An 18,309-nucleotide genomic window follows, 5' to 3' on the forward strand; every position below is an offset into this window, starting at 1 on the left:
GCGCCGTGGGGCGGGTGGTCGGCGGGTGGGCGGGTGGTTCGCGAGACAAGCATGACAGGGTTTCAACAGAATGTTGACAACAATCTGTTGATGGCGAGATGGTTCACGGATGGGAAGCGTGGAGCAGGGTGGTGGGCCGGCCGAGGATCAACGGGCGGCTCAGCGGGAGCGGGAAGCGAGGGAGTTGTTGCTCGTGGCGGGGGCTGATGGTCTTGAGCGGAGGCCGTGGCGGCCCGCGCCGGTGCCGCCGTCGGCGGTGGATCTGATTCAGTTCTTTGTCTGGCAGTCGAGTTCCCGGACCGCCGAAAGCACAGAGGACAGAAGCGCCGAGGCGGCCTTGGCGGCGCTGCGGTTGTTGCCGGCGGCTCGGGCTGAGATCGATCAACTGGAAACCGGGTTGCTGTTCGCTGCCAGAGGGCTGGGGCTGACCTGGGCGCAGATGGCGACGGCGCTCGGGCTGAATTCGCCGCAGGCTTGTCAGCAACGCCTCGATCGCCTCCTTGCCCGCGGAGAGCAGCCGGGCGGGGAGCAGCCGCGTGATGAGCAGGCGCGTGATGAGCAGGCGCGTGGCGAGCAGACGCGTGGCGAGCAGGCGCATGATGAGCGGGCGCGTGGGGAGCAGGCGCGCTCTCAGTTTGGAGGGGCGGAACGATGACGCGTCGGTCGGAGGTGGAGTTGTTGGTGTTGCATGCTGTTCGGCTCAAGGGGATGGCTGATGACGAGACTACCGCGAGGCGGTTCGGGGTTGGGCGCGAGCAGGCGGCTGAGTTGTTGCTTGATTTTCAGGCGTTCGGGTGGGTCGGGTGGTCGGAGTTCGCCGGTACGGGCGGGTGGTCGATGACCAGCGCGGGCAGGTCGGAGAACGAGCGGCAGTTGGCGGCGGAGCTCGAGGGAACAGCGGGTGGTCGCGAGGCCGTGAGCGAGGCCTGCGAAGTGTTCCTGCCGCTGAATGGGCGGCTTCAGCAAGCCTGCACCGACTGGCAGCTCAGGCCGACGACAGCGGATGCGTTGGCCTTCAACGACCACAGCGATCCGGCCTGGGACCAGCAAGTGATCGACGAACTGAGCGAATTGGATCGCGGGCTCAAGTCGGTAGTGGACCGGCTGGTCGGCGTACTGGATCGCTTTCAAAGCTACGACACCAGGTTCAGCAGCGCACTCGGCCGGGCGACGGCGGGTGAGGTGGCCTGGGTCGACGGGACAGGTGTCGACTCCTGCCACGTCGTGTGGTTCGAACTGCATGAGGATCTGCTCGCCACGCTCGGCCTGCAGCGCGGGGAATAGGCCTGCGGTTGGTCACCCCGCCAGAGGATGACCAACCGCAGGAGTTCAGGACCGCCGGTTCAGCACGGCCGCGAGGAATCGGGGCGGCCGAGGGGCTCAGGACGGGTTGATGGCGAGGGAGTAGGCCCCGCGGCTCCCGTAGGTGGAGTAGCCGGTGTTCAGCGGGTCGCCGTAGCCGGTGTTGTCGACGCGCAGGTAGTACGTGCCGGGTTGCAGGTTGCTGGTGGCAGTCGCACTGAGCCCGGTGGGCGTTCCGGCGTCGCTCTGACCCGAATCCGGGTTGGCCGAGGTGACGACGGTGCCCGCACTGTTCAGCAGATCGAACTTGATGTCGAGGTCGCCACCCAGCACGGCGGCACTCGCCGTCGCCGTGTAGTTGCCTGCGGCACCAATGGTGATCTTGTAAACGTCCACGTCGGACTCGGCAGCGATCACACCGGTTGCGGTCGCTCCGACGGCGAGGGCGGCAGCAGCCCCAGTGCTGTCACCGACCTCGTCCGTCCGGAGCGACAGACCATGGGTGCCGATGACGTTGTAATCGTCCTCGGTGTTGTTCGCGCCGGAGTACTCGCCCTTGCTCCACTGGCTGATCCCGCGGTAGTAGCCGACGCCCATGATCGGCGCCCAGGAGCCGTGACCCTCGTAGTACCCGACGCTCGCGGTGCCGTCGTGGTTGAGGCCGACGTTGTGACCGGCCTCGTGGGACGCGGCTTCGGCGAGGTTCTTCGCGCCGGTGCCGACACCCTTCGTGAAGACGAGCGCCGGCTGGTAGTAGTCGTGCTGACCGGCGTTGTCGTAGACACCGATGTAGGCGACACCGCCACAACCGCAGTCGGTCTGGTACCAGCCGGTCGGGTCGATCACCACCCGGGTGCCGTACTGCTGATCGTTCGCGTCGGTCCGGTTGATCGCGTCCGGGGCGGGCTGCTGCGTCGTCACGTCGACGTCGAACGGGGCGTAGTCCTCCGCGACCCGCGCCCATACCTCGTGTACGACGTCCTGCTCGGCCGTGCTGAAGGTGCCCGGAGTCCCGTCCGTGTCGTACGGCGTGACGTTGACCGGGTCGACGCCCTTGGACGAGTTCCAGGCCGTGCCGGTGATGGTGTGGCCGTCGAAGTCCAGGTAGATCACCCGGTTCGAGCCGGCCTTGCTGTGCAGCTCGAAAGCAGGCCCGTCGGCTGCGGCAACCGCCTTGGTGGCCCAGTGCGGCGAAGCTTCCGGCGCTTTCTGGGCGGGAGTCAGAACTGGCTCACGGAAGAACAACCGGCCTTGCGGGTCGAGCCAGCTGGTCTTGTCGGTGGCGAGCGTTTCGCGCAGTTTCTGTTCGGTCAGACCGTTGCGCTGGGCGAGCTCCCCCAGCCGGGACTGCACCTTGCCAAGTGCTGCCCGGCCCGGTGTGGGTTGGCCGAGCAACTGATCGAGTGGTGTCTGTTGCGCGTCAGCTTGGTTGCCAGTAGCAACTGCCAGCGCTCCGAAAACGACGGCACCGGCGCCGACGAGCGCACCGGTACGGCGGAATTTGCGATCCATCCGGAATCCTCCTCAAGGATTCCCCCCAACCTCGCTGTGGTCCCCGACCCCGAAAGTCGCTGCTCCCCCCAGGGAGAGCAGCGACCCGGGCAAATCCGTGGTGCAAGTGCTGCGAGCGGGGCGGACCGCCCGCAGCAACCGGCGCGCGCAGTACTGACTAGCTGGTGGTGACGCGGAGCGTGTAGGCGCCGCGGCTGCCGTAGGTGGAGTAGCCGGTGTTCAGCGGGTTGGCGTAGCCGGTGTTGTCGACGCGCAGGTAGTAGCGCCCCGCAGCCACCTGCTGGCGGATGCTCGCACTCAGGCCGGTCGGCGTACCGGAGTTGGACTGGCCGGCTGCCGGGTCGGCGGTCGCGACCACCGCGCCGGCCGAGTTCAGCAACTGGAGCTTGATGTCCAGGTCACCGCCGACAGCCGCCGAGTTCGCCGCGAAGGTGAAGGTGCCGGCTGCCAGGTCGATCCGGAAGGTATCGACGTCGGAGTCGTTGGCGTAGATCCCGTTTGCGGTAGCACCGAGGCTCAGGGCGGTGGCATCGGTGGTGCCGTTTCCGTGATCGTCGGCCCGCAGCGCCAGACCGTTCTGGCCGATCACCGCGAAGTCGTCTTCCTTGTTGTTGGCTCCGCTGTACTCGCCTTTGCTCCACTGGCTGATCGCCTTGGAGTAGCCGACGCCCATGATCGGAGCCCAGGCGCCATGTCCGGAGTAGTAGCCGACCGACGCGGTGCCGTCATGGCTGAGCCCGACGTTGTGGCCGGCTTCGTGTGACGCGGCCTCCGCGATGTTCTTCGCACCGGTGCCGACGCCCTTGGTGAAGACCAGGGCCGGCTGGTAGTACGAGTGCTGGCTGGTGCTGTCGTAGACACCGACGTAGGCGACACCGCCACAACCACAGCCGGACTGGTACCAGGTGGTCGGGTCGATCACGACCCGCGTGCCGTACTGCTGGTCGGACGAGCTCGTGCGGTCGATCGCCGATTCCGGCGGCGCCTGCGTGGTGACATCGACGTCGAACGGCGCATAGTCCTCCGACACCCGGGCCCAGACCTCACGGACCACGGACTGCTCGGCCGCGCTCCAGTTGCTCGTGTTGCCATCGGTGTCGTACGCCGTGACGTTCACGGTCGCCGGTTTGCCGTTGGAGTTCCACGCGGTCTTGGTGATCGTGTGGCCGTCGAAGTCCAGGTAGATCACCCGGTTCGAGCCGGACTTGCTGTGCAGCTCGAACGCCGGACCGGCGGCCGCGGCCGCGAGGGTCTTCTTCGAGACCTTCGAGGAGGAGGTGGCGGCCTTCTCCTCGGCGGTGGCGACCGGCTCCTTGAAGAAGAGCTTGCCGTCCTTGTCGAGCCAGCTCGTCCGGTCGGTGGCGAGGATCTGCTGCAGCTTCAGCTCGGCGATCCCGTTGCGCTCGGCGAGCTCGGCGAGTCGGGGCTGGAGTTTGGCCAGCGCGGTCTTACCTTGCAGCGGCCGGCCCTCGAGTTGCTGGCCGAGAAGCTGGTCTAACGGGACCGGGGACGGACCCTGCTGGGCGTCTGCCTGGTTACCGGCGACGACCGCCAGCGCTCCGAACAGAATGGCACCGGTACCTACGAGCGCACCGGTTCGGCGGAACCTTTGCATACGGGGGTCCTCCTCAGGGACTCCTGACTAGCCTCACTAGTCGTGCACTCTCGCGCACTTTCGGTAGCCTGCCCGAAGGTTGCCTCGCTGTATACGCTTTCACTTCAAATTAACGTTTGCTTGCTCGGCAAGCCTTTTCCAGTTCCGGAACCACAATCTGTTCCGAACCCTTGACGGACCGCATTCGCGCTCAGATAGTTAGGAAAGTTTACTAACTATAGGAGAGGTGAAAGATGCGTACGTTCCGCCCCCTCGCACTCGCCCTCGCAGTACTCGGCAGCCTGTTGCTGGTGCCGGCAGGCATGACGCCGGCGTTGGCCGCGACCACGACGTACCAGGCAGAGAATGCCGCCCGGACCCAAGGCGTGGTCGAGTCCAACCACGCCGGCTTCACCGGCACCGGATTCGTCAACTACGACAATGTGGCCGGCTCCTCGGTCACATTCACGGTGAATGTCGGTACGGCCGGCAGCGCCGCGCTGGCGTTCCGGTTCTCCAACGGCACCACCGTGAACCGGCCGATGACGATCGCGGTCGACGGCACCACCGTCGCGACGCCGCAGTTCGCCAGTACAAGTGTCTGGACCACCTGGAACACCACCACGGTGAACACGACGCTGTCGGCCCGGCTCGCACACGATCAAGACCACCGCGACGACCGCCAACGGTGGCCCCAACCTCGACTCGCTCACCGTCACGGACTCCGGTGGCGGCGGTGGCGGTGCGCCGACCGCGGCCGAACTGCTCGCCAAGGTGACCACCTGCAGCCAGATCTCCAACGGCACCTACAAGACCGACGAAGAACTCGGCCGGACGATCCCGGTCTGCGGCAAGAACGGCGCGGTCTTCTGGAAGGCCGACATGGACATCGACTGCGACGGCGTCCGCACCTCGCAGTGCAACGAGAACACCGATTGCTGCTTCCTGCCCGACACCGCCTTCCACACGTCGAGCGACCAGCCGCTGAACGCGGCCCAGCTTCCGTACGTCGTGGTGCCGAGCCCCAGCAGCACCTGGAACTACGAGAACTTCCAGATCGCCGGCGGCGGTGTGGTCGCGGTGATCTACAACAACCAGGTCACCTATGCGGTGGTCGGTGACACCGGACCGACCGACATCATCGGCGAAGCGTCGTACGCCTCGGCGGTCCAGCTGGGCATCAACCCGGACCCGAGCAACGGCGGCACCGACTCGGGCGTGACGTACATCGTCTTCAAGAACTCGACCATCAACCCGATCGAGAGCCACGACCTGGCCGTCTCCCGCGGTCAGGAACTCGCCCGGACCTTCATCAACAACAACTAGTACTGCGAGGGCGGGGTGGCGGCTAGTACTGCGAGGGCGGGGGTGGCGGCCGGCTTTGCGGCTGACCGTCACCCCCTTGCTCAGAGGACGAGCACCTGTCTGATCGCGGTCCCCGCGGCGAGGGTGTCGAAGGCTTCGTTCAGGTCGTCGAGGCCGAGCGTGGACGTGAGCAGCCGATCGACCGGTAGGCGGCCGGCGCGGTAGAGGGCGATGTAGCGGGGAATGTCGCGGCTGGGGACGGCTGAGCCCAGGTAGGAACCTTTGATGGTGCGCTCTTCGGCTACCAGGCTGACGGCCGGGATGCTCAAGGTCTGCGAAGGATGCGGGAGGCCGACCGTCACGGTGGTTCCGCCACGGCGGGTCGCTTGGTAGGCCTGGGCCAGTACTGCGGCGCTGCCGACGGTCTCGAACGCGTAGTGCGCGCCGCCATCAGTAGCCGCTCGTACCTGCTCGACAACATCGTTGCCACGGGCATCAATCGCGTGAGTCGCACCGAGCTCCTTGGCGAGCTCCAGCTTCTCCGGTACGACGTCGACCGCGACCAGCGGATGCGCGCCGACAAGCGCCGCTCCGAGTAGAGCAGACAGGCCGACGCCGCCTAGACCAAAGACGGCGGCGCTCTGTCCCGCCTGCACACGGGCGGTGTTTACAACCGCGCCCACCCCAGTCATCACAGCGCACCCGAACAGGGCCGCGATCTCGGGCGGGAGTTCCGGGTCGATTTTGACGGCCGACCTGGCCGACACCACCGCATGGTCCGCAAAACCAGAGATACCCAGGTGATGGTGGAGGTCGGAAGGGCTGGGCCCGTCAGAAGACGCGGTGCCGGTGGTGGTCGTGGAGGGCGTGGTGGTGGGCGCGGTCGTGGAAGACGCGGTGGAGGGCGCGGGGTGGGAAGACGCGGTGGAAAGGCGGCGGGTGCCCGTGAGGAGGGTGCCGGAGGTGTTGGCGGTGGCGGCTGGTTCGCAGAGGGCGGGGCGGCCTTCGGCGCAGGGTGGGCAGGTTCCGCAGGCGGGGACGAAGGCGAAGGCGACCGTGTCTCCTGCGGCGAAACCGCGGGCCTCGGAGAGGACGATCTCGCCGGTTGCTTCGTGGCCGAGCAGCATCGGCATCACGCGGGGGCGGGAGCCGTCGATGACGGAGAGATCCGAGTGGCAGAGGCCAGCGGCGCGGATCCGGACCAGGAGCTCCCCTGGGCCGGGTGGAGCGAGCTCCACCTCTTCTATCCGTAGTGGCCGCGATAAGGCGTACGGGCTGGGGAGACCCATCTCCCGCAGTACGGCACCTTGGACGATCATCCGGTGATTCCTTCCAGGGCGGTCCGGATCGCAGGCGGGACCGGGACGGGGCGGCGGTCGGTGCGGGAGACGAAGACGTGGACGAAGCGGCCGGTTGCGGCTGGGTCGGAAGCGCCGGAGCGGAACAGGCCGATCTCGTAGTGGACGCTGGAGTTGCCGAGCTTCGAGACGCGGAGGCCGGCGTCGACGGAGTCGGGAAACGCGAGCGACTGCCTGAAGGTGCATTGCGACTCGACGCAGAGACCGATCACGTCGCCGCCGTGGATGTCGAGCTCACCGGCCCGGATCAGGAAGTCGTTGATCACGGTGTCGAAGAAGCTGTAGTACTCGACGTTGTTCACGTGCCCATAGACGTCGTTGTCCTTCCAGCGCGTGCCGATCGCGAGGAAGTGTGGATAGCCGCTGCGGTCCATCGGCCCACCATAAGGCGCTGAAGCACTGGACATGCCGAACCTACGGTCGCGTAACTTACGGTGCCGTAGGGTGGGGGCAGGTGCCTGGCCGTCGAGGCCGTTGGTGCGCCAGTCGAGGCGCGCCGTCGAGTGGGGCGCCAGGAGGCTCGCGATGGACGCCAAGCTGGTGACGAATCTGCTGCACGAGCTGGAGCCCGTCGTCGAGGAGAACCTCGAACGGCACCTGAAGATCACCAAGGACTGGAACCCGCACGACTACGTGCCGTGGAGCGAGGGCCGCGACTTCGCCTTCCTCGGCGGCGAGGACTGGGCGCCGGAGCAGTCCCGGCTGGACCCGGTCGCCAAGGTCGCGATGATCACCAACCTGCTGACCGAGGACAACCTGCCGTCGTACCACCGGGAGATCGCCACCCAGTTCGGTCTCGACGGGGCGTGGGGGACGTGGGTCGGCCGCTGGACCGCGGAAGAGGGCCGGCACGGGATCGCGTTGCGCGACTACCTCGTGGTCACTCGCGGGGTCGACCCGGTCGAGCTGGAAGTCGCCCGGATGGCGCACATGACCGCCGGCCACCAGGTCGACAAGAACATGCTCGAGGCGATCGCGTACGTCAGCTTCCAGGAGCTGGCCACCCGCGTCTCGCACCGCAACACCGGCAAGGCGACCGGCTGCAAGATCGCCGACCAGCTGCTGCTCCGGATCGCGACCGACGAGAACCTGCACATGATCTTCTACCGCAACCTGGTCGCGGCCGCGTTCGAGGCGGCGCCGAACGAGACCATGCGGGCCGTCACCAACGAGGTCCGCGACTTCTCGATGCCGGGCGCCACGATGGAGGGGTTCGCCCGGAACTCGGTGACGATCGCGAAGGCCGGCATCTACGACCTGCGGCTGCACCACGACGAGGTCGTCGCGCCGATCCTGCGGAACTGGAAGGTCTTCGAGCGCGAGGACCTCTCCGGCGACGGCGAGAAGGCCCGCGACGAGCTGGCCGAGTTCATGGCCGCCCTCGACACCCAGGCCACCCGCTTCGTCGAGCAGCGCACCCGTCTCCTAGAGCGCCAGGCAGCCCGAGCCCAGGCCTGAGCTACGGACAAGGCCTGCCGCGTACTGCGCCGTAGCGGCGGGCCGAGGCGTTTTGTTGTGCCAGCCGGCGGAGGGCCAGCAGGACAGGGCCGCCCAGGGCGGTGACGATGACGGTCGACTCGACGGTGTGAGCGCGGTCGTCGGTCGGAAGGTGGGCGACGTCGGCGTTGCCTACCTGCTCGGCGGCCACCAGATACGTGTCGAGCAGAGTCGAGTCGAGCTGGTAGCCGACCTTTTCGAGGGCGTCCAGCGCACTGGCCAGCAGGGCGCGGTCGGGGGCATTCTCGTCGACCAGCCAGCCGTGGTCGGTCAGTAGTTCGTCGACCTTCTGAAGGGATTCGGGGCTGGCCTCGATGGTCTCGGGGATCAGCGCGCCGTGCGCGGTCCCGAGTACGTCGTGCAGCTCGCGGGTCTCCTCGTCGACGGCACTGAGTACGCCGCGGACGCGGGCCAGGCTGAGGCCGCCTGCCCCGACGAGGGCGCGGATCAGGCGGAGGCGGCGGACGTGCGCATCGTCGTACCGGGCTCTGGTCGCGCCGACCGATTCGCCGGCGGTCAGGAGGCCTTCGCGCAGATAGAACTTGATCGTCGCCACCGGCACCTCGGTCTGCCGGGACAGTTCAGCGATCCACATACTCACTCCCTCTTGACTTTTGGAGAGTATCACTTTCCAATATTAGAGAGTTGCAGTATCCAATAGAGGGGTGGGCGATGAGCGTCATCGAAGGACGGCAGACCGCGGCGTACGACAAGGACCTGGTGGTGTTCCTGATCGGGATGCGGGTGAACAGGCTGCGCGCCTGGCGCGAGTGGCTGCCGGTCGCGAAGGCGATGGGACCGATGGTTCGCGAACTGAGCGCGGACCCGGCGAGCGGGCTGCTCGGCTTCCGCACCTTCGCCGGGCTGCGAACCACCACGATGCTGCAGTACTGGGAGTCGGCCGAGAAACTGCAGGCGTTCGCGAACGACCCGGATCGCACCCACCGCCCGGCCTGGACCAAGTTCTTCAAGCTCGCCTACCAGGGCAACAACGTCGGGATCTGGCACGAGACGTACGTCGTACCGGCGGGCGGCTTCGAAACCATCTACGGAAACATGCCGCTGCTCGGGCTGGGAAAGGTGTCGGGTGTCGTCCCGGCGAACAGCCGGGGTCGCAGCGCCGCCGAACGGCTGGCCAAGAAGTAAGTGCCCTGAGTTGGCTGGTCGGTAGGCGGTTACAGTGCACGCGTGCAGTTCATCCGGGATCTCGGCAGGCTGTTGCGGCGTGGGGATTTCCGGCGGTTGTTCGCGGTCCGGCTGACGTCGCAGTTCGGCGACGGCGTGTTCCAGGTCGCGCTGGCGGCGTACGTGCTGTTCTCGCCGGAGCGGGCGCCGGATGCCGCCGCGATCGCCGGCCTCTTCGCGGTCGCCCTGTTGCCGTTCTCGGTCCTCGGCCCCTTCACAGGCGTCCTGCTGGACCGCTGGTCGCGTCGGCAGATCCTGTTCGGCGCGAACCTGACCCGGGCCGCACTGGTCCTCGTCGTCGGCGCAATCGTTGCCCTAGGCAACGCCGGCGTCCCGTTCTACCTCGCAGTACTGCTGACGCTCGGCGTCAACCGCTTCCTGCTCTCCGGCCTGTCCGCGGGCCTCCCCCACGTGGTCGAACGGGAGGAGTTGGTGATGGCGAACGCGGTCACCCCCACCTCGGGCACCGCGTCCTTCCTGATCGGCGGCGGCGTCGGAGCCGGCGTCAAACTCGTCTCCGACTCGGACCTGACAGTTCTCTGTACTACGGCCGCCGTCTACCTCGCCGCGGCCCTGCTCGCGTTGCGGCTCGGCCGGCGCCAACTCGGCCCCGATCTGACCGGCGACGAGCCCGGTGTCGTCGAGGCGATCCGCGGCATCCTGGCCGGGCTGATCGACGGCGGCCGGCACCTCAAGGAGCGGCGGCAAGCAGCGCTCGGACTGGCCGCGATCGGCTCACTCAGGTTCTTCTTCGGCCTGGTCACGGTCGCGATGATCCTGCTGTATCGCAACAAGTTCTACGGTCCTGACCAGCTGGACCAGGCGTTCGGCGCACTCGCGCTGGCAACCGGAGCGGTCGGCGCCGGCCTGTTCATCGCCGCTCTGGTGACGCCCTGGGCGACCCGCGTGCTGACCCTCAGACGTTGGATCACCGTGCTGTTCGTGGCGGCCGCGGTGGTGACCGCGTTCCCCGGCGGCCTCTATACCCAGCCCGCGATCCTGGTCTCGGGTTTCCTCACCGGCTTCTGCGCGCAGGGCATCAAGATCAGCGTCGACACCCTCGTCCAGACGGGTGTCGACGATGTCTATCGGGGCCGGGTGTTCTCCCTTTACGACATGATCTTCAACGTCGGGCAGGTCTCGGCGGCCGCACTCGGTGCCGTGATCCTGCCCGACGACGGGAAGTCCTACCCGGTACTCGCTTTCGTGGTGCTCGGCTTCTTCCTCACCGCGCTGACGTACTCGCGCTTGTCGGCGCGCCAGCCGTTAAGCACCGCGTAGGGCCGTGATCGGCTGGATGGCCGAGGCCTTCCAAGCGGGGTAGGTGCCGGCGACGAGGCCGATGAACGCGCCCAGGAACGGCGAGCCGAACGACAGCGAGGTGGACAAGATCGGCGTCCAGTCGCGCCCCCACGAGACACCGACGGTGAGCATCACGCCGACCGCAGTACCGAGCAGTCCACCGAGGAAGCCGACCAGCACGCTTTCCACCAGGAACTGCAGGGCAACGTGTCGTCGCGCGGCGCCCAGGGCTCGTCGCAAGCCGATCTCGGAGACTCGTTCCAGCACCGACAAGAGGGTCACGTTCGCGATGCCCAGGCCGCCGACGAGCAACGCGACCGCTCCCAGCAGCAGGAACAGAGCGTTCAGGTCGTTCTGCACGCCCTTCCGTACGCCGCCCTGTGCCGGCGGCGCGTCCACCTTCAGCGTGCTCGGGTTGTTCGGGTCGATCGCGACCGGCGACTGCTTCGCGATCAGCTGAGCCGCACCGACCTGGGTGCGGATCTCCAGCGAGTCCGGTGCCTTCAGCCCGTACGCCGATTTGGCGGTCCCGTTCGGCATGATCACCGAGTCGAGCAGGTCGGCCCGGCCGCTGACCGAGTCGAGGATGCCGATCACCGTGTACGCCTGGTCACCGATGAAGATGGCCGGCTGGGAGTCGACCCGGTTGATGCCGAGCCGGTCGGCCGCGTTCTTGCCCAGGACAACCACCTTGTCACCGCGGGAGTCGTGCCCGGAGTCGAAGTACCGGCCGGTCCGCAGGCTCGCCCGGACCGCGTCGAACAGTCCGGGCGAGCCCGCCAGCACGCCCAGCGCGTGCCCGTCCTTCTGCGCGTCGAGCCCGGCAACGCTGCGGACCAGGTCGTCGCCGACGTCGAGGGCGCTCACCGTGCCGGCGGCGTCGACTCCGCTCAGGCGACGGATCCGGTCTGGGGCGTCCCATGGCAACTGGGTCGCCGCCTCGCCTTGCTGACCGCCCTTGTCGTCGGGCGACACCACTACTCGGGTGGCGGCGGCGAGGTCGAAGCGCTGGGTGATCTGGCCGTTCGCGGTCTGCCCGAGTCCGACCGTCGCAACCAGCGCCGCCACGCCGAGCACGGTGCCGAGCGTGGTCAGAATCAACCGCGTCGGCCGGGCGGCCACGCCCGCTAGCGCCTCGTCCAGCAGATCCCGTACTGCGGGTCCGCCGCTGAGCCGCCGCTTCCTACCGCGGCTGGAGCGAGAGCCTGCGGCTCGCCGCACGAGCCCGGCGAGAGCGAGCCGCGCCCTCCCCAGCACCCTGGTGGGCGGGGAAGGCGAGCGGCTCCCAGGTGGCGAGCCGCCAGGAGTTGGCGAAGCGGGCGCCCCGCCGGGAGGCGGGGAAGTGGACGGCTCGCCGGCGGGATCCGGGGGGCCGGTTCTGGGGGTGGACGGCTCGCCGGCGGGCTCTACCGAACGGCCGGTTCCGGGGGTGGACGGCTCGCCGGCGGGCTCTACCGAACGGCCGGTTCTAGGGATGGACGGCTCGCCGGCGGGCTCTACCGAACCGCCGGTTTGTGGGGTTACCACTGGAGGGTTCCGTCGACTATGCGGACCTGGCGTTGGGCGCGTTGGCTGACGTGGTCGTCGTGGGTGATGACGGCGAGCGTCATCCCTTCGTGGTGGAGTTCGTCGAACACCTGCAGGATCGCCTCCGCGTTCGCGCTGTCGAGGTTGCCGGTCGGTTCGTCCGCGAGTAGCAGACTCGGCTCCGCGACAAGTGCCCGGGCGATAGCGACTCGTTGCCGCTCGCCACCGGACAACGTGCCCGGCCCGAAGTCCATCCGGTGCGCCAGCCCGACCCGCTCCAACGCCACCCGCGCCCGAGCCATCCGCTCCTTACGCGGCACCCCGACGTACACCATCGACAGCGCCACGTTCTCCAGCACCGTGCGGTGGTCGAGCAGGTGGAACGACTGGAAGACGAACCCGATCCGCTCACCCCGCAGGACAGCGCGACGCCGCTCCCGCAGGCTCATCGTGTCCACGCCGTCCAGCCGGTAGATCCCACCGGTCGGGTTGTCGAGCAGTCCGAGCAGGTGCAGCAGGGTCGACTTGCCGGAGCCGGACGGGCCGACGATCGACAGGTACTCCCCCTCCCTGATAGTCAGATCGACCTCACGAATCGCCTGTACCTCGGGCGGCCCGGGGAAGAACCGGCGGACGCCGATCATCTCCACCACCGGCGCCGGCAACGCGACCGCGGTAGCCGTCATTTCCCGACCACCACTTGGTCGCTCTCGTCCAGCTTGGCGTCACCGGTCGGCGTGACCTGCGCGAATCCGTCGGCCGACAACCCGACCGTGACTCCGATCAACTCGATCTTGCCGTTCCGCAGTACTTCGACGCGCGAGCTCCCGTCGGGTCCCGCGGACAGCGCGGCCACCGGTACCGTGAGCACCTTGCCGTTCGTGCTCTTGACCGGGATGGTCACCCGGACGTTCGCATCGCGGAGCAACTCCAACTGGTGCGGGGTCACCGACTTGGGCGCCACCACCACGTCGTACTGGTCCCCGTTGCGGCTGATCCGGCGGACCGTGGCAGGCACGAGCGTGCCGTCGCCGAGGTCGAGGCTCGCCGTCATCCCGGCCTTGAGTCGCTCCTGCGTCTGCGCGTCCACCTTGATCGTGACGACCAGCGAAGCGCCGCTGGCCGACATCACCACGCCGTTGACGGTGCCACCACGCTCGACCTTCACGTCGTCCACCCGGCGCGGCAGCGTCTTCACGAAGACCACCTCGGACACGGGCAGCGGCGTACCGGCCTTGAACTTGGCGTCCGCCAGCGCGGTCTCCGCCTCATCGAGCGCGTCCTGGGCGTCGCTCAGCGCACCCTTCTCGACCGACAGGTCCTTGTTACCCGGGACCGCCTTGGCCTGCTTGAGCGTCCGCTCTGCCTGCCGGACCGCGTTCTTCAGCTGGTCGAGGTTCTTCTTGGCGCCGTCGACCGCCTGGGTCAACTGCTCGCCCGGCTCTGGCGCGTCGTACCCGGCCGCTTGGTAGAGCTGCTCCACGGCATGCGCCGTGTTGCCGTCGTACTTGCTGTCCACCGTGCCCGGGTCGAACCCGAGCCGGTCGAGCGTCTGCTCGAGCTGGAGTACGTCCGGCCCCTTGCTGCCCGGCGCGAGCGTCCGGTACATCGGCAGTACGCCGGCCAACCCGATGACCGGGCGACCGGTGATCTCCAGCAGCGCCTTGCCTTCCTTGAGCGTCGACCCGACGGTAGGCACCTTCCCGGTCACCACGGCCGGGGTGGTCAGCCCGCTGGTCTCGACCCGGATGTTCACCGCGCCGTCGAACGAGGTGTCGCCGCGAGCGACCACCTTGCTGGCGAGCGCCTTCTTCTCCACCGGCACGGTGATCTGGGAGGCCTTCGGCGGTGCCGTCTTGGCGGCCGCGTCCTCCGGCGAGGTGATCCGGCTGCCCGCGGCCACACCGACGCCCAACGAGAGCGCGGCGATCGTGGACACCCCGACCAGCACCCGCCGGCGGGACTTTGGCGAAGCGGTCACCGGTTCGCCGTTCCGTCGCGGTACGCCTCCAACTCGGCCTTGTGCGAGCCGACGAACTCCTTCTCCAGCTCGTACTGCGCCTTCTTGTGCGGCGCGTCGTAGACCTTCGCCTTACAGGTCTGGTCGGCCTTCGCCAGCTCGAGCTCGAACTTCCGCAGCTCGGCCAGCTTCTGCGCGTCGACCTTGTCGAACGACGGCGGGCCGACCACGGTGGCCTTGCCCGGCTTGGGATTCTGGGGTCCGCTGTTGCCGCCGGTCAGCTCGTCGAGTTTCTTGCTGACCTTGTCCCGCGGTTCCTGGACCTTCTTGAACCCGGCGTGTCCGGCATCGGCGAGGCAGTCGGACCAGGCGGCGGTGGCGGCGACCACCCGCTGATCGGCCTCGACCCGCTTGTTGAGTGCTTCGAGGTCCTTGAAGAGCGAGTCGTACTTGCTGAAGTCGGCCAGCTTGTCGTCGCGCTTGCCGAAGACGTCCTCGGCGGCTCTGCCGCGGCAGCCCAAATCCGTCTTGGCGTTGTTGGTGCCCTTCCCATCGGCCGGAATCGCGACGACGTTTCCGTCACCGGTGCCGAACTGTCCGTTCAGGGCCTTGTCGTACGCCTTCTTCGCGGTCGCCGACAGCTTGTTGCGGATGGCAGTGTTCGGGTTGCCGGTGTCCTCCCCGGCCGGCTTGGACCAGTCGATGGTGCTGATGCCGTAGCCGTACTGCTCGGCGAACTTGTCCGGCGGCAGGTTGAACGCGTCGCTGAACTTGGACTTCGGGTTCGACTCCGGCGGTACGGCGACGTAGTCGAAGCCGGCCGTCTTCATACAGGCGGCCGTCGCGTCCTCGACCTTGCGCTGCTTGGCCAACTGCTCCTCGGAGGACTCCTGCGGGCCGCCGGCGGCCCGCACCGTGAACGTCCCGTTGCCACCGCCGGAGAATCCTTCGCCCATGTACTCCGCGAGCGGGCTCTTGTCGTCACTCTCCACCGGTTTCTTGTCGGCTGCGGGACCGTTGACGATCCCGCAGCCGGCCAGTGCCAGTACGGCGACCAGCGCGAGTGCCTTGCGTGAGTTCTTCATGAGGTGGAGCGTGGTCGCGGGGCCGTGAAGAACCTGTGAAGGACTGATCAGCGCCCGATGCTCTCAGCTGATCTTCATCGAAATCTCATCAAGTTCGGCGACAGTGTTGACCATGCCAGCCCGGATCCTCGTCGCCGAAGACGACCGTAAGCAGGCGGAGCTGATCCGGCGCTACCTCGAGCGGGAGGGCCACCTGACCATCGTCGTGCACGACGGACGGGCCGCCATCGACGAGGCCCGCCGGCGCAGCCCCGATCTGCTCGTCCTCGACGTGATGATGCCCAAGGTGGACGGCCTGGACGTCTGCCGCGTACTACGGGCCGACGGTGCTGGTGACAGGGATGTCCCCATCATCATGCTGACCGCGCGCTCCACCGAGGACGACCTGCTGCTCGGCCTCGACCTGGGCGCGGACGACTACCTCACCAAGCCGTACAACCCGCGCGAGCTGGTCGCCCGGGTCCGGACCGTACTGCGGCGGACGCGCAGCCGGGCCGAGGGTGAGATCTACCGTGCCGGAGCACTGGAGATCGACCCGGTCCGGCACGAGGTGCTGCTGGCCGGGGAGCTGGTCGACGTCACCCCCGCCGAGTTCAAGATCCTGGCCTGCCTGGCCGCCTCGCCGGGTCGCGCGTTCTCGCGGCAGCAGTTGCTGGAGCACGCGTTCGGCTTCGACCACTTCGTGTTCGACCGGACCATCGACGTGCACGTGATGAACCTGCGCAAGAAGATCGAGCCGGAACCAGGCAGCCCGGCGTACCTGCGGACCGTGTACGGCGTGGGCTACAAGCTGGCCGACAAGGTGGTGACCTCGGATGCGTCGTAGCGTTCTGCTCAGATTCCTCGGGCTCTCGCTGGCGGTGGCCCTCGGCGCGGTGATCGCGACGGCGGTGATCGCCACCTACAGCACGTCGGAGAAGTTGCAGGGCGAGCTCGACGAGAGCGCCTCCCAGTTGCAGGTCGACGGCGAGATCTACGGCCGGCTCAGCACCTTCGCCGGGGACCACGCGACTTGGTCGGGGGTGGACAAACTCGTTCGCCAGCTGGCCGACCAGACCGGCCGCCGGATTGCACTGATGACTGCCGAAGGGACGACGGTCGTCGACTCGGCCCGAGTACTGGGCGCCGGCCCGGACCTCCCTTCGGTGCCGGCGGCAACGATCGACGCGAAGAACGCCGGCCCGGGCAGCGCCGGGATGTTCGTCGGCGCTGTCTCGGCGACGGCGAGGCAGGGGATCGCCATCGCCAAACCGGCCATGGCCTCGGTCACGCTCGGCTCAGGTGAATGGGGCCTGACCGACGCCGAGCGCCGCCGGCGGGAGCAGCTGGCGGACCAGGCGGTGGCCTGCTATCGGGCACAGGGCAAAAATGTGACCGTCTCGACCAGTACCGACGGCGGACCCTCGCTGGCCTACGAAACGACGCAGGCGGGCGGCTACTCGGTGGCGGAGGTTCCGAAGGCGGCCTTCACCGACAACGATCCCTGCATTCCGGACGGCCTGTACGCCCCGAGCGCGAAGGCCGTCACGATCAATCAGGACGAGGTTCGCCGGTCGGTCGACTGCCTGACCGCGGCCGGCGAGCCGTACACGACGAGCTCCAGCAACAAATCCAACGGACTCCCTGTCGTGACCCCGAAGGACCCCGACAACGCGCCGTCCGAGGAGTTCATCAACTGCACGATGCAGGCCCGGTCCGACGCGCTCGCGCCGTACGTCGCACCGCAGGCGAAGCTCTACCTGGGTGCCAAGAGCACCTTCAATGTTTTCTCCGGTGAAGGACTGCTCCGTACTGCGGCGACCGCGCTCGGCGTACTCCTGATCGCGGCGCTGGTGATGGTGTTCGCCGGGCGGCGCCTGGTCCGGCCGATCCTGGCCCTGACCGGCGCCGCGCAACGGATGACGAACGGCGATCACGCGGCCCGGGTCCCGGTGAACGGCCGGGACGAGGTCGCCAGGCTCGGGCACGCGTTCAACGCGATGGCCGAGTCGATCCAGCACCACGACGTCCAGCGGAAGGCGATGGTGAGCGACGTCGCGCACGAGCTGCGGACCCCGCTCGCCAACATCAAGGGCTACCTGGTCGCCTCCGAGGACGGGGTGGTGCCGCTCGACAAGGAGCTGGTGACCTCGCTGCTGGAGGAGGCCGGGCTGCTCGAGCGGCTGGTGGTCGACCTGCAGGACCTCGCGCTCGCCGATGCCGGAAAGCTGCGGCTGCATCCAGAGCCGCGCGACCTGGCCGATCTCGCCCAGCAGGTGGTCTCGGCACACCGCCCCGCGGCTGACTCGGCAGGCGTCACACTCCGCGCCGAGGTTTCCGGGGTCGCTCCCGCGATCGTCGACGCCGGCCGGATCCGGCAAGCGTTGGGCAACCTGGTCTCGAACGCGGTCCGCTTCACCGACTCCGGCGGCCACGTCCTGGTCGGCGTACGGCGAGTCGGCGACAACTACCACCTGACGGTCACCGACAACGGAGCCGGCATAGCGCCCGAGCACCTGCCCTATCTCTTCGACCGCTTCTACCGCGCGGAACACTCCCGAAGCCGTACTACGGGTGGCAGTGGTCTCGGGCTGGCGATCACCAAGCACCTGGTCGAGGCGCACCACGGCACCATTACGGTGACCAGTACGCCGGACCACGGCTCGACCTTCACCATTCGTGTCCCTGCCCGTCCTTAGACTG

General features: G+C 67.9%; 17 protein-coding genes and 1 pseudogene. 9 read left to right on the forward strand and 9 right to left on the reverse strand.

The genetic code is table 11. From position 1 onward, the window contains the following. Positions 1–109 precede the first annotated feature (109 nt). Positions 110–655 (forward strand): hypothetical protein, encoded by a 546-nt coding sequence (locus F1D05_RS20385; protein ID WP_246485801.1) that lies wholly within the window; start codon positions 110–112, stop codon positions 653–655. A gap of 53 nt (positions 656–708) precedes the next feature. After that, the gene (locus F1D05_RS20390; RefSeq protein ID WP_246485802.1) at positions 709–1,284 is read left to right on the forward strand and encodes a transcriptional regulator; all 576 of its coding nucleotides are present in this window, start codon (positions 709–711) and stop codon (positions 1,282–1,284) included. A 96-nt stretch (positions 1,285–1,380) separates the two neighbouring features. Here F1D05_RS20390 and F1D05_RS20395 read toward each other — a convergent pair whose 3' ends face one another. Further along, positions 1,381–2,814, reverse strand: a complete 1,434-nt coding sequence (locus F1D05_RS20395; RefSeq protein ID WP_185441770.1) for a M12 family metallo-peptidase — start codon at positions 2,812–2,814, stop codon at positions 1,381–1,383. 157 nt (positions 2,815–2,971) lie between these two features. Then, positions 2,972–4,429, reverse strand: coding sequence for a pre-peptidase C-terminal domain-containing protein (locus F1D05_RS20400; protein ID WP_185441771.1), 1,458 nt, complete (start codon positions 4,427–4,429; stop codon positions 2,972–2,974). 302 nt (positions 4,430–4,731) lie between these two features. On the opposite strand from F1D05_RS20400, the pseudogene F1D05_RS40520 reads away from it, so the two are divergent. Further along, positions 4,732–4,995 (forward strand): annotated as a pseudogene (locus F1D05_RS40520) (CBM35 domain-containing protein); the annotation flags it as partial. A 187-nt stretch (positions 4,996–5,182) separates the two neighbouring features. Beyond that, complete coding sequence (locus F1D05_RS20410) at positions 5,183–5,734, forward strand: glycoside hydrolase family 75 protein (RefSeq protein WP_185449856.1); 552 nt, start codon at positions 5,183–5,185, stop codon at positions 5,732–5,734. An 80-nt stretch (positions 5,735–5,814) separates the two neighbouring features. On the opposite strand, the gene F1D05_RS42050 is transcribed toward F1D05_RS20410, so the two are convergent. Together F1D05_RS42050 and F1D05_RS20420 are read right to left on the reverse strand one after the other, a co-directional pair. After that, positions 5,815–7,032: a zinc-dependent alcohol dehydrogenase family protein gene (locus tag F1D05_RS42050; RefSeq protein WP_185441772.1), complete on the reverse strand. Its 1,218-nt coding sequence runs from the start codon at positions 7,030–7,032 to the stop codon at positions 5,815–5,817. After that, positions 7,029–7,445, reverse strand: a complete 417-nt coding sequence (locus F1D05_RS20420; RefSeq protein WP_185441773.1) for an acyl-CoA thioesterase — start codon at positions 7,443–7,445, stop codon at positions 7,029–7,031. The genes F1D05_RS42050 and F1D05_RS20420 overlap by 4 nt, the downstream gene beginning before the upstream one ends. A 151-nt stretch (positions 7,446–7,596) precedes the next feature. Here F1D05_RS20420 and F1D05_RS20425 point away from each other — a divergent pair, with 151 nt between their 5' ends. Beyond that, entirely contained in the window at positions 7,597–8,529 is a 933-nt protein-coding gene (locus F1D05_RS20425) for an acyl-ACP desaturase (RefSeq protein WP_185441774.1), read from the forward strand. A gap of 1 nt (position 8,530) precedes the next feature. Here the strand turns inward: F1D05_RS20425 and F1D05_RS20430 are convergent, their stop codons facing one another. After that, positions 8,531–9,163 carry a MerR family transcriptional regulator gene (locus tag F1D05_RS20430; RefSeq protein WP_185441775.1) on the reverse strand — a complete coding sequence of 211 codons (633 nt, stop codon included), beginning with the start codon at positions 9,161–9,163 and terminating at the stop codon, positions 8,531–8,533. Positions 9,164–9,240: 77 nt separating this feature from the next. Between F1D05_RS20430 and F1D05_RS20435 the strand changes: the two genes are divergently transcribed. After that, complete coding sequence (locus F1D05_RS20435; protein WP_185441776.1) at positions 9,241–9,714, forward strand: DUF4188 domain-containing protein; 474 nt, start codon at positions 9,241–9,243, stop codon at positions 9,712–9,714. Positions 9,715–9,756: 42 nt separating this feature from the next. Continuing rightward, positions 9,757–11,034: an MFS transporter gene (locus F1D05_RS20440; protein WP_185441777.1), complete on the forward strand. Its 1,278-nt coding sequence runs from the start codon at positions 9,757–9,759 to the stop codon at positions 11,032–11,034. Here F1D05_RS20440 and F1D05_RS20445 read toward each other — a convergent pair. From F1D05_RS20445 to F1D05_RS20460, 4 genes are all read right to left on the reverse strand, one after another. After that, on the reverse strand, positions 11,020–12,276 hold the full coding sequence (locus F1D05_RS20445) for an ABC transporter permease (protein WP_185441778.1): 1,257 nt from the start codon (positions 12,274–12,276) through the stop codon (positions 11,020–11,022). The genes F1D05_RS20440 and F1D05_RS20445 overlap by 15 nt on opposite strands. 299 nt (positions 12,277–12,575) lie before the next feature. Then, positions 12,576–13,268, reverse strand: a complete 693-nt coding sequence (locus F1D05_RS20450) for an ABC transporter ATP-binding protein (protein ID WP_185441779.1) — start codon at positions 13,266–13,268, stop codon at positions 12,576–12,578. Continuing rightward, a complete protein-coding gene (locus F1D05_RS20455; RefSeq protein ID WP_185441780.1) occupies positions 13,265–14,563 on the reverse strand; it encodes a peptidoglycan-binding protein in 1,299 nt (432 codons plus the stop codon). The genes F1D05_RS20450 and F1D05_RS20455 overlap by 4 nt, the downstream gene beginning before the upstream one ends. After that, a complete protein-coding gene (locus F1D05_RS20460) occupies positions 14,560–15,627 on the reverse strand; it encodes a hypothetical protein (protein WP_185441781.1) in 1,068 nt (355 codons plus the stop codon). Before F1D05_RS20460 ends, F1D05_RS20455 begins: the two co-directional genes overlap by 4 nt. Positions 15,628–15,739: 112 nt before the next feature. Between F1D05_RS20460 and F1D05_RS20465 the strand changes: the two genes are divergently transcribed. Together F1D05_RS20465 and F1D05_RS20470 are read left to right on the forward strand one after the other, a co-directional pair. Beyond that, positions 15,740–16,453, forward strand: a complete 714-nt coding sequence (locus F1D05_RS20465; RefSeq protein ID WP_185441782.1) for a response regulator transcription factor — start codon at positions 15,740–15,742, stop codon at positions 16,451–16,453. Beyond that, positions 16,443–18,305: a sensor histidine kinase gene (locus F1D05_RS20470; protein ID WP_185441783.1), complete on the forward strand. Its 1,863-nt coding sequence runs from the start codon at positions 16,443–16,445 to the stop codon at positions 18,303–18,305. The genes F1D05_RS20465 and F1D05_RS20470 overlap by 11 nt, the downstream gene beginning before the upstream one ends. Positions 18,306–18,309: the final 4 nt, after the last annotated feature.

The sequence above is a fragment of the Kribbella qitaiheensis genome, assembly GCF_014217565.1.
Lineage (GTDB): Bacteria > Actinomycetota > Actinomycetes > Propionibacteriales > Kribbellaceae > Kribbella > Kribbella qitaiheensis_A.

Excerpts from the sequence above, each read along its gene's own strand:
- F1D05_RS20470 (WP_185441783.1), top strand. The coding sequence starts at position 16,443 with ATGCGTCGTAGCGTTCTGCTCAGATTCCTCGGGCTCTCGCTGGCGGTG.
- F1D05_RS20420 (WP_185441773.1), bottom strand. The coding sequence starts at position 7,445 with ATGGACCGCAGCGGCTATCCACACTTCCTCGCGATCGGCACGCGCTGG.
- F1D05_RS20465 (WP_185441782.1), top strand. The coding sequence starts at position 15,740 with ATGCCAGCCCGGATCCTCGTCGCCGAAGACGACCGTAAGCAGGCGGAG.
- F1D05_RS20435 (WP_185441776.1), top strand. The coding sequence starts at position 9,241 with ATGAGCGTCATCGAAGGACGGCAGACCGCGGCGTACGACAAGGACCTG.
- F1D05_RS20460 (WP_185441781.1), bottom strand. The coding sequence starts at position 15,627 with ATGAAGAACTCACGCAAGGCACTCGCGCTGGTCGCCGTACTGGCACTG.
- F1D05_RS20385 (WP_246485801.1), top strand. The coding sequence starts at position 110 with ATGGGAAGCGTGGAGCAGGGTGGTGGGCCGGCCGAGGATCAACGGGCG.
- F1D05_RS20390 (WP_246485802.1), top strand. The coding sequence starts at position 709 with ATGGCTGATGACGAGACTACCGCGAGGCGGTTCGGGGTTGGGCGCGAG.
- F1D05_RS20400 (WP_185441771.1), bottom strand. The coding sequence starts at position 4,429 with ATGCAAAGGTTCCGCCGAACCGGTGCGCTCGTAGGTACCGGTGCCATT.
- F1D05_RS20425 (WP_185441774.1), top strand. The coding sequence starts at position 7,597 with ATGGACGCCAAGCTGGTGACGAATCTGCTGCACGAGCTGGAGCCCGTC.
- F1D05_RS20430 (WP_185441775.1), bottom strand. The coding sequence starts at position 9,163 with ATGTGGATCGCTGAACTGTCCCGGCAGACCGAGGTGCCGGTGGCGACG.
- F1D05_RS42050 (WP_185441772.1), bottom strand. The coding sequence starts at position 7,032 with ATGATCGTCCAAGGTGCCGTACTGCGGGAGATGGGTCTCCCCAGCCCG.
- F1D05_RS20450 (WP_185441779.1), bottom strand. The coding sequence starts at position 13,268 with ATGACGGCTACCGCGGTCGCGTTGCCGGCGCCGGTGGTGGAGATGATC.
- F1D05_RS20395 (WP_185441770.1), bottom strand. The coding sequence starts at position 2,814 with ATGGATCGCAAATTCCGCCGTACCGGTGCGCTCGTCGGCGCCGGTGCC.